The organism is Mycobacterium hainanense, assembly GCF_041890355.1.
Classification (GTDB): domain Bacteria; phylum Actinomycetota; class Actinomycetes; order Mycobacteriales; family Mycobacteriaceae; genus Mycobacterium; species Mycobacterium hainanense.
Map to the genome: position 1 here is coordinate 2,876,058 of NZ_CP169059.1, position 13,363 is coordinate 2,889,420.

The 13,363-nt window shown below is 69.1% G+C and carries 14 protein-coding genes; 11 read left to right on the forward strand and 3 right to left on the reverse strand.

Annotation, left to right across the window (positions count from 1 at the left end):
* Positions 1 to 87: 87 nt before the first annotated feature.
* The 3 genes from ACEL92_RS13490 to ACEL92_RS13500 are packed head-to-tail and all read left to right on the forward strand — an operon-like array spanning position 88 to position 2,567.
* Positions 88 to 675 carry a peroxiredoxin gene (locus ACEL92_RS13490; protein WP_374026026.1) on the forward strand — a complete coding sequence of 196 codons (588 nt, stop codon included), beginning with the start codon at positions 88 to 90 and terminating at the stop codon, positions 673 to 675.
* A 40-nt stretch (positions 676 to 715) separates the two neighbouring features.
* The gene (locus tag ACEL92_RS13495; protein ID WP_374026027.1) at positions 716 to 1,252 is read left to right on the forward strand and encodes an alkyl hydroperoxide reductase; all 537 of its coding nucleotides are present in this window, start codon (positions 716 to 718) and stop codon (positions 1,250 to 1,252) included.
* 4 nt (positions 1,253 to 1,256) lie between these two features.
* Positions 1,257 to 2,567: an alpha-amylase family protein gene (locus ACEL92_RS13500; protein WP_374026028.1), complete on the forward strand. Its 1,311-nt coding sequence runs from the start codon at positions 1,257 to 1,259 to the stop codon at positions 2,565 to 2,567.
* Here ACEL92_RS13500 and ACEL92_RS13505 read toward each other — a convergent pair.
* Complete coding sequence (locus tag ACEL92_RS13505) at positions 2,553 to 2,990, reverse strand: DUF1810 domain-containing protein (protein WP_374026029.1); 438 nt, start codon at positions 2,988 to 2,990, stop codon at positions 2,553 to 2,555. The genes ACEL92_RS13500 and ACEL92_RS13505 overlap by 15 nt on opposite strands.
* Positions 2,991 to 3,009: 19 nt before the next feature.
* On the opposite strand from ACEL92_RS13505, the gene ACEL92_RS13510 reads away from it, so the two are divergent.
* Positions 3,010 to 4,278 (forward strand): alpha-hydroxy acid oxidase, encoded by a 1,269-nt coding sequence (locus ACEL92_RS13510; RefSeq protein ID WP_374026030.1) that lies wholly within the window; start codon positions 3,010 to 3,012, stop codon positions 4,276 to 4,278.
* Here the strand turns inward: ACEL92_RS13510 and ACEL92_RS13515 are convergent.
* A complete protein-coding gene (locus tag ACEL92_RS13515; RefSeq protein WP_374026031.1) occupies positions 4,246 to 5,025 on the reverse strand; it encodes a helix-turn-helix transcriptional regulator in 780 nt (259 codons plus the stop codon). The genes ACEL92_RS13510 and ACEL92_RS13515 overlap by 33 nt on opposite strands.
* Before the next feature lie 93 nt (positions 5,026 to 5,118).
* Between ACEL92_RS13515 and ACEL92_RS13520 the strand changes: the two genes are divergently transcribed.
* The 7 genes from ACEL92_RS13520 to ACEL92_RS13550 all read left to right on the forward strand — a co-directional run bounded on the left by ACEL92_RS13520 (position 5,119) and on the right by ACEL92_RS13550 (position 11,229).
* On the forward strand, positions 5,119 to 5,943 hold the full coding sequence (locus ACEL92_RS13520) for a sulfite exporter TauE/SafE family protein (RefSeq protein ID WP_374026032.1): 825 nt from the start codon (positions 5,119 to 5,121) through the stop codon (positions 5,941 to 5,943).
* 87 nt (positions 5,944 to 6,030) lie between these two features.
* Positions 6,031 to 8,352 (forward strand): endopeptidase La, encoded by a 2,322-nt coding sequence (gene lon, locus ACEL92_RS13525; protein ID WP_374026033.1) that lies wholly within the window; start codon positions 6,031 to 6,033, stop codon positions 8,350 to 8,352.
* A gap of 270 nt (positions 8,353 to 8,622) precedes the next feature.
* Positions 8,623 to 9,021 carry a hypothetical protein gene (locus ACEL92_RS13530; protein ID WP_374026034.1) on the forward strand — a complete coding sequence of 133 codons (399 nt, stop codon included), beginning with the start codon at positions 8,623 to 8,625 and terminating at the stop codon, positions 9,019 to 9,021.
* 77 nt (positions 9,022 to 9,098) lie between these two features.
* Positions 9,099 to 9,488, forward strand: a complete 390-nt coding sequence (locus ACEL92_RS13535) for a nitroreductase family deazaflavin-dependent oxidoreductase (protein WP_374026207.1) — start codon at positions 9,099 to 9,101, stop codon at positions 9,486 to 9,488.
* A 7-nt stretch (positions 9,489 to 9,495) separates the two neighbouring features.
* On the forward strand, positions 9,496 to 9,828 hold the full coding sequence (locus ACEL92_RS13540) for a TfoX/Sxy family protein (protein WP_374026035.1): 333 nt from the start codon (positions 9,496 to 9,498) through the stop codon (positions 9,826 to 9,828).
* Positions 9,829 to 9,871: 43 nt separating this feature from the next.
* Entirely contained in the window at positions 9,872 to 10,507 is a 636-nt protein-coding gene (locus ACEL92_RS13545; RefSeq protein WP_374026036.1) for an endonuclease, read from the forward strand.
* Positions 10,504 to 11,229, forward strand: coding sequence for a DUF72 domain-containing protein (locus ACEL92_RS13550; protein WP_374026037.1), 726 nt, complete (start codon positions 10,504 to 10,506; stop codon positions 11,227 to 11,229). The genes ACEL92_RS13545 and ACEL92_RS13550 overlap by 4 nt, the downstream gene beginning before the upstream one ends.
* Here ACEL92_RS13550 and ACEL92_RS13555 read toward each other — a convergent pair.
* Complete coding sequence (locus tag ACEL92_RS13555; protein ID WP_374026038.1) at positions 11,226 to 13,340, reverse strand: NAD-dependent epimerase/dehydratase family protein; 2,115 nt, start codon at positions 13,338 to 13,340, stop codon at positions 11,226 to 11,228. The genes ACEL92_RS13550 and ACEL92_RS13555 overlap by 4 nt on opposite strands.
* Between the last annotated feature and the right edge of the window lie 23 nt (positions 13,341 to 13,363).

Here is a 13,363-nt window from a genome sequence, read left to right on the forward strand (position 1 = left end):
TGGGAAATATCACCTTTACTTCAGACAGGGTAACCGGGCAACATGAGCATGGAAGCTAATCTTGAGTCAATCCAATTAAGGAGCGATATGCCTCTGCTGACTATCGGCGACCAATTCCCCGCCTACGAGCTCACCGCGCTGATCGCGGGCGATCTGTCGAAGGTCGACGCCAAGCAGCCCGGCGACTACTTCACCACCATCACCAGCGACGACCACGAGGGCAAGTGGCGAGTCGTGTTCTTCTGGCCCAAGGACTTCACCTTCGTCTGCCCCACCGAGATCGCCGCGTTCGGCAAGCTCAACGACGAATTCGCCGACCGTGACGCGCAGGTGCTGGGCGTCTCGATCGACAGCGAGTTCGTGCACTTCAACTGGCGCGCCCAGCACGAAGACCTGAAGAAGCTGCCGTTCCCCATGCTCTCCGACATCAAGCGCGAGCTGAGCCTGGCCACCGGCGTGCTCAACGCCGAGGGTGTGGCCGACCGGGCGACCTTCCTGGTGGACCCCAACAACGAGATCCAATTCGTCTCGGTCACCGCGGGATCCGTCGGACGCAACGTGGAGGAAGTGCTGCGGGTCCTGGACGCGCTGCAGTCCGACGAACTGTGCGCCTGCAACTGGCGCAAGGGCGACCCGACGCTCAACGCCACCGAACTCCTCAAGGCTTCGGCTTAGTCCGGGGCTGGGCGGGTACAAGGCCTGATTAGGAGGCGAGATGAGCGTAGAAAACCTCAAGGAAGCGCTGCCCGAGTACGCGAAGGACCTCAAGCTCAACCTGGGCTCGATCACTCGCACGACCGAGCTCAACGAGGAGCAGCTGTGGGGCACCCTGCTGGCTAGCGCCGCGGCGACGCGAAACACCCAGGTGATCAGCGAGATCGGCGCTGAGGCCGCCGACGTGCTGTCCGCGGAGGCGTACAACGCGGCGCTGGGAGCCGCGTCGATCATGGGCATGAACAACGTGTTCTACCGGGGCCGCGGCTTCCTCGACGGGAAGTACGACGATCTGCGCGCGGGATTGCGGATGAACATCATCGCCAATCCAGGTGTCTCGAAGGCTAACTTTGAGCTGTGGTGCTTCGCGGTGTCGTCGATCAACGGATGCCCGGACTGCGTGGCCGCCCACGAGCACACGCTGCGCGAGGCGGGTGTGAGCCGGGAGACCATCCAGGAGGCGCTGAAGGCCGCGGCCATCGTCTCCGGCGTCGCCCAAGCGATCGTCGCCTCCCAAACCCTGGCCACCGTCGGCTGACGCAGTGACGGCACCAGCCTGGGTAGAACACGCGATCTGGTGGCAGGTCTATCCGCTGGGGTTCGTCGGCGCCTTTCCCGCGTCGTCCGAGCCGCCGCAGCCGGACGAACACCGGCTGCGGCGGCTCGTCGACTGGTTCGACCACGCCATCGCGCTGGGCGCGTCAGGTGTTGCGCTGGGCCCCATATTCGCCTCGCGCACACACGGATACGACACCACCGACCATTACCGCATCGATCCCCGGCTCGGTGACGACGCCGACTTCGACCACCTCGTGGTCGAGGCCCGTCGCCGCGGCCTGCGCATCCTGCTCGACGGGGTGTTCAACCACGTCGGCGTGGATTTCCCCCGCTACCAGGAGGCTTCGCGCAACGACGTGGCCGCGCGCTGGTTCCGCGGGCGTCCCGGCTCCTTCCACACCTTCGAGGGTCACTCCGAGCTGATCACGCTCAACCACGACAACCCCGAGGTGATCGACTACACCGCGGACGTGATGGCGCACTGGTTAGAGCGCGGCGCCGACGGCTGGCGCCTCGACGCGGCTTACACCGTGGCGGAACGGTTCTGGGCGTCGACGTTGCCGCGGGTCCGCGAGCGCTTCCCGGACTCCTGGTTCGTCGGCGAGCTCATCCACGGCGACTACGCTGCGGTGGTGCGGGCCGCCACGTTCGACTCGGCCACCCAGTACGAGCTGTGGAAGGCCATCTGGAGCAGCCTCAACGACGGCAACTTCTTCGAGCTGGACTGGGCGTTGCAACGGCATGCCGAGTTCCTGGCCGGCTTCGTCCCGCTCACCTTCATCGGCAACCACGACGTCACCCGGATCGCCAGCCGGCTGGACAACCCTCGGCACGTGGCGCACGCCCTGGTGCTGCTGCTGACCGTCGGCGGCGTGCCAAGCGTGTACGCCGGTGACGAGCTGGGATTCCAGGGTGTCAAGGAGGAGCGCTACGGAGGGGACGACGCCGTCCGGCCCGAGTTCGCCTCTCCCCCACTGGAATTGGACGCATTCGGGGCGGAAATTTGGGCGTTGCACCAGTTCCTGGTCGGGTTGCGCCGTCGTCACCCGTGGCTGCACCGGGCGACGACCAGTGCGCTGCGGCTGGAGAACCGGCACTACGTGTACGAGACCCGTAACGGCGACGACGCGCTGTTGGTGGCGCTCAACATCGGCGACGAGCCGATGCGCGTGGCGCTGTCGGAGCTGGGCACCGCCCATCGGCGAGTCCTCGGCGGGTCCTCGGCGCCGCCGCAGGAGATCCTCGACGCGGTCGTCGTCGAGCCGCACGGTTGGCAGATCCTAAGCCCGGCCTAGGCGCTCCAGCGTGAGTCGGTCCTGGCGGCCGTCGTAGTACTTGTCGAGGAGCGCGACGAAATCCTGGTTGTCGTCCGTCGCCTGTGCGAACAGCGTCATCGACGAACGCAGCTTGAGGTCGTCGGGCGAGCCGAAGATCTCGCCGACCGAGCGGCCCTGCACCTCGTTGACCAGCCGGGCGCACTCGTGCAGTCGCGGCCCGAGGACGTCGTGGCGCAGGTACGCCCGGGCTTCGTCGAGCGACGAGATGCCGTAGTACACCGCCGTGGGGCTGCCGCCCAGACCGCGCAACTGCGGGAAGACGTACCACATCCAGTGACTGCGTTTCCGCCCGGAACGCAGCTCGTCGACCACGTTGCGGTACACCGGGGCCTGCGCGTCGACGAAGCGCTGGAGGTCGAAGGGGTCGCTCTCCGGTTTCATGTGACTACCGTTGCACACTGTGGAATCGAAAAGGCGGAAGGCCGTCCGACGGCGAGTGCCCAAGGTGCGCGATCTCGCGCCGCTGATCAAGTTCAAGCGCCCGCAGCTCGACGCGACCAGGCGCCGCCTCGAAGCCGCGTACACCATCCAGGATCTGCGACGCATCGCCAAACGGCGCACGCCCAAGGCGGCGTTCGACTACACCGACGGCGCCGCCGAGGACGAGCTTTCCATCTCGCGTGCCCGACAAGCCTTCCGCGACATCGAATTCCACCCGACCATCCTGCGCGACGTCACCAACGTCACCGCCGGCTGGAACGTGCTGGGTCAACCGGTTGTCCTGCCGTTCGGCATCGCGCCCACCGGCTTCACCCGGCTGATGCACACCGAGGGCGAGATCGCCGGCGCGGCGGCGGCGGCCAAGGCCGGCATTCCGTTCTCGCTGTCCACCCTCGGCACCTGTTCGATCGAGGACCTGGTGACCGCTGTTCCCCAGGGCAGGAAGTGGTTTCAGCTCTACATGTGGCGGGACCGCGAACGCTCGATGGCGCTGGTGCGGCGCGCGGCCGACGCGGGCTTCGACACCCTGCTGGCCACCGTCGACGTCCCGGTGTCCGGCGCCCGGCTGCGCGACAACCGCAACGGCATGACCATCCCACCGACGTTGACGCTGCGCACTGTCCTGGATGCGGTCCCGCACCCGAAGTGGTGGTTCGACCTGCTGACCACCGAGCCGCTGGCGTTTGCGTCGCTGGACCGCTGGCCGGGCACCGTCGCCGAATACCTTTCCACCATGTTTGACCCCAGCCTGACTTTCGACGACCTGGAATGGATCAAGGCGCAGTGGCCGGGCAAGCTGGTGGTCAAGGGCATCCAGACGCTCGACGACGCCCGCGCCGTCGTCGACCGCGGCGTCGACGGCCTCGTGTTGTCGAATCACGGTGGCCGACAACTGGATCGGGCGCCGGTGCCCTTCCACCTCCTGCCGACGGTTGCCCGTGAACTCGGCAAGGACACCGAAATCCTGGTCGACACCGGCATCATGTCCGGCGCCGACATCGTCGCGGCCATCGCGCTGGGTGCGCGGTGCACGCTCGTCGGGCGCGCCTACCTGTACGGGCTGATGGCCGGTGGCGAGGCCGGCGTCACCCGCGCGATCGACATCCTCGCCGACGGGGTTATCCGCACCATGCGGCTGCTGGGTGTCACCTGCCTCGAGGAACTGTCCCCCAGGCATGTGACGCAGCTGCGGCGGCTAGGACCCATCGAGCCGTCGACTCAGGAATGACTTCGGCGTGCTGCCAATGCTTTTGACGAACATCGCCGTGAAGGCCGCTGGATTGTCGTAACCCAGGTTGGTGGCGGTCCGCGTGACGCTCATGCCGCCGCTCAGCAGCCCGATGGCGTGCAGGACGCACGCCCGCTGCCGCCACTGCTGGAAGGTCAGGCCCGTTTCGGCGCGGAACACCCTGTTGAACGTGCGGACGCTGAGGTTCAGGTGCGCCGCCCACCGGACCGGCGACTCCCGGACGCTCGGCGCCGACGCGAACGCCTGGCAAAGGCCGCGCAAATCGTCACGGCCCGGCATCGGCAGATCGAGCGGTAGCGGTGTCACGCACTGGATCTCGTGCAGGACGAGGTCGACCAACGCGCCGTCCCGCCCGTGCCGGTCGTAGGCGGCCGGCAGGTCCACCGCGGCGAGCAGCAACGCCCGCAGCAGCGGCGAAACATCGACGACCTGGCAGCGGGCCGGGAACCAGGGCACGGCTGACGGCTCGATGTAGAGGCTGCGGGTGCTGACCCCGTCCATCAGCACTTGGTGTTCGGTGTTCGACGGGATCAAGACCGCCCGGTGGGTGGGCACCGTCCACGCCGCGTCGGCGGTCTCGACCCGCATGACGCCGGTCGCCCCGTAGAGGAGTTGGGCGCGGCGATGCCGGTGAAATTCCAGCAGGTGGTGTGGTGGGTAATCCGTCCCGATTGCCAGTACGGCGCGGTCGACGTCATCGAAGTCGTCGAGGACAACGTTGCGCACGCGGCCAGCGTAGACCCCGTGTGGCGCAAACTCAGGTGTTCGTGGCCGATGAGCGATTGTGCGCCACTGCGCAACGAACCTAGCGTGGGCCGCATGATCGGATTCGTCCTGCTGCTGTTCGCGGTGGGTTGCGTCACGGGATTCACCACGGTGATCTTCGGATTCGGTGGCGGATTCGTCACCGTTCCCGCCGTGTACGCCGCGGTCGCCGCCACCGGCGGAGGCGTCGCTGAAGGCCAGGCGATGCACACCGCCGTCGCCACGTCGACCGCGGTCATGGTCGTCAACGCGGCGTCGGCGACCGTCGCCGGCGCCCGGCTCGGCCGGCTCCGCCGCGACTACCTCTGGCCGATCACGCCGTTCATCGCGGGTGGGGCGGCACTCGGCGCGGCCGCCGCCAACCGGGCGCCCGAGGTGCTGTTGCACATCCTGTTCGTGGCCTACCTCGCCGTGACCATCGTCGACAGCGTCGTGCGGACGGGCTTCCTGAGCGGCCCCGCCGGTTCGGCGGCGGGCGCGCCGCTCAGCAGCGCCGCGTCGACCTTCGGCGGGGTCGGCATCGGCGCGATTGCCAGCTTTCTCGGCGTGGGCGGCAGCGTGATGACGGTTCCGCTGCTGCGCCGCAAGGGCGTTGCCATGGCCGAGGCCACCGCCCTGGCCAACCCGCTGAGCCTGCCCGTCGCGGTCGCCGGAACCGCCATCTACGCGTTCGCCAGGTCCGCGGGAGGGCATCCCGGCCAGGTCGGTTACGTGAGTCTGGCCGCCGCAGCGGCGCTGGTTGCCGGATCGGTGCCCACGGTCGCGCTCGCCAAGCGAGTCCTCGCCAGCCGGAAGATCCCCGACCGGGTCCACGCGGTCGCCTACCTGATCCTGCTCGGAACCATCTTGATCGCGATGATCGCGACGATGGTCGCGTGAGGCTTCAGGCTCTGGGCGAAACAGGCCGGGGGAACAAACGGCCGCCCGGCTGGGTTGAGCGCATCAGACTCAGTTTTTGGAGGATTGATGGCTGAAGCCAAATCGGTGCCGGTGCTGTTTGTCACCGACACCATCGTGTTGCCCGGAATGGTCGTGCCGATCGCGCTCGACGACACCGCGCGGGCGGCGATCGACGCCGCTCAGGCGAGCGAATCGGGGCAGTTGCTGATCGCGCCCCGGCTCGACGACCGCTACCCGTCACACGGTGTGATCGCGAAAATTCTGCAGGTCGGACGCATCGCGGGGGGCGGCACTGCGGCCGTCGTGCGCGGCGAACGCCGTGCTCAGATCGGCACCGGCGCGTCCGGGCCCGGCGCAGCGTTGTGGGTCGAGGTGACCGAGGTCCCCGACGCCGAGACGACCGACGAGATCAAGGCGCTGACGGCGGAGTACAAGAAGCTACTGCTGGCCATGCTGCAGCGGCGCGAGGCGTGGGAGATCGTCGACTACGTCAACAGGCTGACCGACCCGTCGGCGCTGGCGGACACCTCCGGCTACGCGTCCTACCTGACCAGCGAGCAGAAGCGGCAGCTGGTCGAGACCGTCGACGTCGCTGAGCGGCTGCGCGTGCTGATCGACTGGACCAGCGCCCACCTGGCGGAGGTCGAGGTCAACGACAAGATCGCCGAGGACGTGCGCGAGGGCATGGAGAAGACGCAGAAGGAATTCCTGCTGCGCCAGCAACTCGCCGCCATCCGCAAGGAACTCGGGGAGGGCGAACCCGACGGCTCCGATGACTACCGGGCCCGCGTGGAGGCCGCCGACCTGCCCGAGAAGGTGCGTGAGGCCGCGCTGCGCGAGGTCGGCAAGCTGGAACGGTCCAGCGACCAGAGCCCGGAGAGCGGCTGGATCCGCACCTGGCTCGACACCGTCCTCGACCTGCCCTGGAACGTCAGGACCGAGGACTCGACGGATCTGAAGGCCGCGCGCGGCGTCCTGGACGCCGACCACCACGGGCTGGACGACGTCAAGGACCGCATCGTCGAGTACCTGGCCGTGCGGGCCCGCCGCGCTCAGCGCGGGCTGCAGGTCGTCGGCGGCCGCGGCTCCGGTGCGGTCATGGTGCTCGCCGGTCCCCCCGGCGTCGGCAAGACGTCGCTGGGCGAGAGCGTCGCCCGGGCCTTGGGCCGCAAGTTCGTGCGCGTCGCCCTGGGCGGTGTGCGCGACGAGGCCGAGATCCGCGGGCACCGGCGCACTTATGTGGGCGCGCTGCCGGGCCGCATCGTGCGGGCCATCGGTGAGGCGGGGTCGATGAATCCCGTTGTGCTACTGGACGAAATCGACAAGGTCGGATCCGACTATCGGGGCGACCCGAGCGCCGCGCTGCTGGAGGTCCTCGACCCGGCGCAGAACCACACGTTCCGCGACCACTACCTGGATCTGGACCTGGACCTGTCCGATGTGGTCTTCCTGGCCACCGCCAACGTCATCGAGAACATCCCGTCGGCCCTGCTGGACCGGATGGAACTGGTGCAGATCGACGGCTACACCGAGGACGACAAGGTCGCCATCGCGCGGGACTACCTGCTGCCCCGGCAGCGGGAGCGGGCGGCGCTGACGGAGGACGAGGTCACGCTGACTGACGCCGCGCTGCGCAAGATCGCCGCCGACTACACCCGGGAGCCGGGTGTGCGGCAGTTCGAGCGGCTGCTCGCCAAGGCGCTGCGCAAGGTGACCACCAAGCTGGCCGACGCCGCCGAGCCCATCACTATCGACGAGCCGGATCTGGTCGACTACCTGGGCCGTCCGCGGTTCACTCCCGAGTCGGCCGAACGCACGGCGGTGCCGGGCGTGGCCACCGGCCTGGCCGTCACAGGTCTGGGCGGCGACGTGCTCTACATCGAAGCCGGTGCTACGGACGGCGAGGCGGGCCTGCAGCTCACCGGTCAACTGGGTGACGTCATGAAGGAGTCGGCGCAGATCGCGCTCTCCTACGTGCGCTCCCACGCTGCCGAGTTGGGTGTGGACCCGAAGGCCCTGGACCGCCGCATCCATGTGCACGTGCCCGCCGGCGCCGTCCCCAAGGACGGCCCGTCGGCCGGTGTCACCATGGTGACCGCCCTGGTGTCGATGGCCACAGGACGGCAGGTGCGCTCCGATGTGGGCATGACCGGAGAGGTGACGCTGAACGGGCGGGTGCTGCCGATCGGCGGCGTGAAGCAGAAGTTGCTGGCGGCCCAGCGGGCCGGCCTGTCAACGGTCTTCATCCCGTCGCGCAACGAACCCGACCTGGATGACGTGCCCGCCGAGGTGCTCGACGCCCTGGACGTGCGGCCGATGACCGACGTCGCCGACATCGTCGCTCAGGCGCTGGAACCGGTCACGCAGACCGCTACGGTCGCCGCTTGACATGAGGCTTGGCCGGGATGCGCAGCAAACTAGCTCGCATCCCGGCCAAGTGCGTCGTGCGCTGACTTCCCTCGCGTCCTGCGTGAGGCGCGAAGAGGTTTTCGACGTCCACCCGGCGGGGTATCTGCGGGGTTGGAGGTTCGACTGCCCGTGAGGGCGGTGGGGTGAGCGAATCACCAAGTCAATTGGTTGAGCTGCCGTTCAGGCAGCCAAATCGCTCGACAAGGGGGTTCACTTATGAATCTGAGCAAAATAGCAGCCGGCGCTGTCATGGCCGGAACCATCACGTCCGCGGCGTTCGGCATCGGCGCCGGTATCGCGCAGGCCGACCCGAACGGCCCGAACATTCCGGGACCGAACGTCCCCGGCCCGAACGTGCCGGGACCCAACGGCCCGGATGTCCGTGGGCCGGGCGAGCTGCCGCCGCCGGGAGTGCCGATCTGTAACGGCGGCCCCGGCGCCAACTGCAACGGGCCGGGCACGCCGCTGCCGCCGGGGCAGCACGGCTTCCCGCCGCCGGGGCACTACAACGACCCCGTCGGCTACGGCCTGCCGGCGCGCTGGACCCCGCCGGGACAGCCCGGCGACTACCCGGTCGTGTTCAACGCGTCCGTGAACCAGTGGGGCGTTTTCCTGCCCAGCGGTCAGTTCGTCGCATACGCGGGCTAACCGGCAACACGAAGCGGCCGCCCCCAGCTTGGGGGCGGCTGTTTTCGTTGCGCGGTGACATCGGCAGCGGGCTGGCGTTGAATAAGGCCGTGAGTCTCAAACGCCAAGTGGTCCACCGAGTGCAACGCCTCCTCGTCAATCCAGTGGGCCGGCAGATGCCGGGGATCAGCCTGGAAACCACAGGCCGCAAGAGCGGCAAGCCGCGGCGCACCGCTGTGGGCGGACGCTTGATCGACAATCAGTTCTGGATGGTCTCCGAACACGGCGAACACTCCGACTACGTCCGCAATATCAAGGCCAATCCCGCCGTTCGGGTGCGCATCGGCGGCCAATGGCGCAGCGGCACCGCGCATCTGCTGCCCGACGACGACCCGCTGCGCCGGCTGGGCGACCTGCCGCGGCTCAACAGCGCGGTGGTGCGCCTCATGGGCAGTGACTTGCTCACGATTCGGGTGGATCTGGACTGACGCGCCGATGGCCTACGACGAAAACCTGGCGAACGAAATCCGCGAGCTCGTGGCCTCCGAGCGCGGCATCGAGGAGAAGCGCATGTTCGGCGGCCTCGCGTTCCTGGTCAACGGCAACATGTCCGTGGCGGTCAGCGGCCAGGGCGGTCTGCTGGTCCGGGTCCCGAAGGACGACCGGGACAAGATGCTGCGGCGAGACCACGTCAGCCCCATGGTGATGGCGGGCCGCGACGTTCGCGGCTGGGTCCGGGTGGATGCGGCCGGTGTGCGCACCAAACGCCAGCTTGAGGGCTGGGTGACACGCGGCGTCGGCTACGCGCGCAGCCTGCCCGCCAAGTGACCGGCGCGGTTTGCTGACACCCCGTGCGGGTACGTGATCGGGTATGCCGAACCGCGAGCGACTGGTGCGACGACTGCTCGACGCCGGCGGCACCACCTACGCCGCCGAGGCGCGAATCAGGCTCGGCGACAAGCCGATGCCGTTGTTTCAGCTGCTTGTCGTGTGCATGCTGGCCAGCAAGCCGATCGATGCCGCCATCGCCATGGCGGCCGGGCGTGAGCTGTTCAAGGCGGGCCTGCGGACGCCGAAGGCCGTGCTGGGCGCCGACCGGCGGACCATGATCGGCGCCTTCGGCCGGGCCCACTACGTGCGCTACGACGAAAGTTCGGCCACCCGGCTCACCGAGATGGCCAAGCGTGTCCGCGACGAATATTCCGGCGATCTGCGCGCACTGGCCGAACGCAGCCGACACGACGCCGGCGCGGCGAAACGATTGCTCAAGCAGTTCAAGGGAATTGGCGATACCGGCGCCGACATCTTCTTGCGGGAGGTGCAGGATGTCTGGACGTGGCTGCGGCCCTACTTCGACGACCGCGCCACCGCCGCGGCCAGGCAATTGGGTCTGCCCAGCCAACCGGCAAAGCTGGGAGCCCTTGCGCCGCAGGCCAATGCGCGGCTGGCCACCGCGCTCATCAGGGTGTCGCTGGACGACGAGGTACGCCGGGCGGTGACCGGTTGACCGTCCGGATCGGTACCTCCGGGTGGTCCTACAACCATTGGGCGGACGTGCTGTACCCGACGGGCCTGCCCGCCGCACGCCGGCTGGCCGCTTACGTCGAGGTGTTCGACACCGTCGAGCTGAACGCGAGCTTCTACCGCTGGCCGAAGGATACGACCTTCGCGGGATGGCGTGGCAAGTTGCCGGACGGGTTCAAGATGTCCGTCAAGGCGCATCGGGGACTGACGCACTACCGTCGCCTGGCATCCGTCGGGCCGTGGATCGAGCGCTTCGAGCGCTGCTGGGAGCTGCTGGGTGATCGCAGCGGGGTGCTGCTCGTCCAACTGCACCCCGAGCAGCAGCGCGACGACGCGCGCCTGGACGCCTTCCTGAAGGCCGTGCCGGAGTCGATCCGCGTCGCCGTCGAGCTACGCCATCCGTCCTGGAACGACGACGCCGTCTACGAGTTGCTGGAACGCCGACGCGCCGCCTACGTGGTGATGAGCGGCGCGGGGCTGGCGTGCGTGCCGCGGGCCACCACCGATTTGGTGTACGTGCGCATGCACGGTCCGGATCAGGACGCGATCTATGCCGGCTCCTACTCGAACGACCAGCTGCGGCAGTGGGCCGAACGAATCACCGCGTGGAGCGGTGACGGCAAGGACGTGTGGATGTACTTCAACAACGACTTGGGCGGCCACGCGGTGCGCAACGCGTTGTACCTGCGCCAGCTGTTGGGTTAATCAGCGAGCTGGTCGACGGGGGTCCACGCGCCGTCGATCACCTCGGGCGGCCGATGGGCCTGCAACCGGTCGCGCTCGGCGCGGCGACGCTTGACCCGCAACCGGGCGTCGCCGGGCATGCTGACCAGCTCGTCACAGGTCAGGTAGTACACGTCGTCGGCGACGTCGAACAGGTCCGCCGCGACCCGGCGCGAACCCAGCTCCCGCAACGTCATCCGGAGTTGATGGGTGAACCGCAGCGTGGCGTCGTGAGCGAGCTCGCGGGAGTCGCGGGCGCTAGCGGTGAGCCGCTGGGCCAGCGTCGGCCGCGGCGGTGGCTCGGACGGCGACGCGGCGGCCACGGCGACTTCCCCGGCCGCCCTCAGCAGCATCGCCGGGTCGTCGCCGTACGTCTGGCTGGCCAGCTCCGCCTCGCCGGGCCCCCGATGCGCGATGCGGACGACGGTCGCGTCGACGGCGGCCGCGGTGGAGGGAGACAACGCGCGGATGCTGGCGAGATTGCCCTCCTGGGCCAGCGCACACAGCGGCGGATCTGCCCGGAGCACGGCGGCCAACTGGGCGGTTTCGGTCGCCACGATGCCGCTTTCCACGATCATGCCCACCCCGGGAACGCCCCGTGCCGCCGTGCTGCGCTCCAGCGCGGCCGCGGTGACACCGCTGTCGATCAGCCACAACCCGGTCAGGATCCAGCCCTGATGGATGCGGTCCCGCAGCAAGCCGATCCGGACCTCGAGGCCGGCGTCGGGCAGGGACGCCAGCTGTGCCGCGTCGAGGTGTTCGGTCTCGGCGGCGGCGCTGTAGGCGCGAGTGTCGGACTTGAGATGGCGCAGCAACGCCAGTGACCGGCCCGCGACGACGGCTTTGGCGATGGACCCGAGCGCCCCGCGGGCCAGTGCCGGCTCGCCGAGCGGCAGCGGGTCGCCCACGTGCGGCCGGCCCACCAGCGCGTCCCGCGCGACGGCGTCCTGGTCCCAGCCGGGCAGCTGCGCGGCGGCGACCATGTTGACCGACACCCCGACGTAGGGCCGGTGGCCGAACACGGCGATGGCCCGGTTTGCCCACTCGTCGCCGACCACACCGCCGAGCGCCAGCACCTGGCTCAGCACGCGACTCGCCGCGCGCAGCCCGCTCAGCTGGACGTCCAGCGTGATGGGGGTGAGCGGTCCGGGCAGCGCCTCGGCGAGATTGCCCGCACTGAAAATCGGGAATCGTGGGTCGATCCGGTCGTCGAATTCTCCCTCGACGCCCTCCGGCGCCGCGCTGCGCTCCTCGGCCGCGGGGCCGCGGCGCGGGACCACCTCGACCGGCAGCGCCAGTTGGCGACCGTGCCCGGTGGCGCCAGCGGCCGCGATCCGGCGGCCGACCAGGCCGCGCGCGGTGTCGGCGACCGCCTCGAGTGCCTGCCAGCCGAACTCGAACGACCACTCCTCTTGCACCCCGGCGATGTCCATATCCGGGATGAGCTGCGGCCAGCTCTGCAGACGGGTCAACCGGGACCGCGGATCCGCGGACCGCAGCATCCGCCACGCGGTGACCACGTTGACGGTGTCCGGCGAGGCGAGGTCCACCACACCCGTGCGGTCGGCGTTCAGCGATGCCACCAGGAAGCGCACCAGGTCCTCGACGTGCAACACCCGCATCGGCTCCGCCGACACCTTGGTGCGCAGCAGCGTGGCCACGGTGCGGCAGACCATCCAGTCGAGCTGGCGGCCGACCGGCGGGGCGATGCGGACGACCAGGCTGGGACCCCAACTGGTGGCCACCAGGTCCTCGGCCGGCCGGTACAGCTCGGGTGGGCCGGCGGCTTGGGACACGAACAGCAACCGGGCGCCGGCGCGGGCGGCGACGTCGGTCACGTGCGCGAGGCCGTCGATCTCGACGCTGCCGGGGGCGGTCGTGTCGACCGGGGCCAGGTGGACCACCGCGTCGGCCTCGTCGGCGAGCTCACGCAGGACGGGGTCGCGCAGCGACGCGCAGACGAATTCGACGTCGTGGTCCAGGCAGGGATGCGGGCGCTCAGCGATGCCGCTGACCGTGTGCCCGGCAGCGATGAGCTGCCGTGCAACCAGCCGCCCGAGTGCGCCGGTGGCGTCGGTAACCAGGATCTGCACCTGGGCTCACCTCCCCCGACCTC

Bases quoted from the DNA above. Each gene is read 5' to 3' on its own strand.
- ACEL92_RS13505 (WP_374026029.1), bottom strand. From the start codon at position 2,990: ATGAAACCGGAGAGCGACCCCTTCGACCTCCAGCGCTTCGTCGACGCG.
- ACEL92_RS13540 (WP_374026035.1), top strand. From the start codon at position 9,496: ATGGCCTACGACGAAAACCTGGCGAACGAAATCCGCGAGCTCGTGGCC.
- ACEL92_RS13530 (WP_374026034.1), top strand. From the start codon at position 8,623: ATGGCCGGAACCATCACGTCCGCGGCGTTCGGCATCGGCGCCGGTATC.
- ACEL92_RS13495 (WP_374026027.1), top strand. From the start codon at position 716: ATGAGCGTAGAAAACCTCAAGGAAGCGCTGCCCGAGTACGCGAAGGAC.
- ACEL92_RS13545 (WP_374026036.1), top strand. From the start codon at position 9,872: ATGCCGAACCGCGAGCGACTGGTGCGACGACTGCTCGACGCCGGCGGC.
- ACEL92_RS13490 (WP_374026026.1), top strand. From the start codon at position 88: ATGCCTCTGCTGACTATCGGCGACCAATTCCCCGCCTACGAGCTCACC.
- lon (WP_374026033.1), top strand. From the start codon at position 6,031: ATGGCTGAAGCCAAATCGGTGCCGGTGCTGTTTGTCACCGACACCATC.
- ACEL92_RS13520 (WP_374026032.1), top strand. From the start codon at position 5,119: ATGATCGGATTCGTCCTGCTGCTGTTCGCGGTGGGTTGCGTCACGGGA.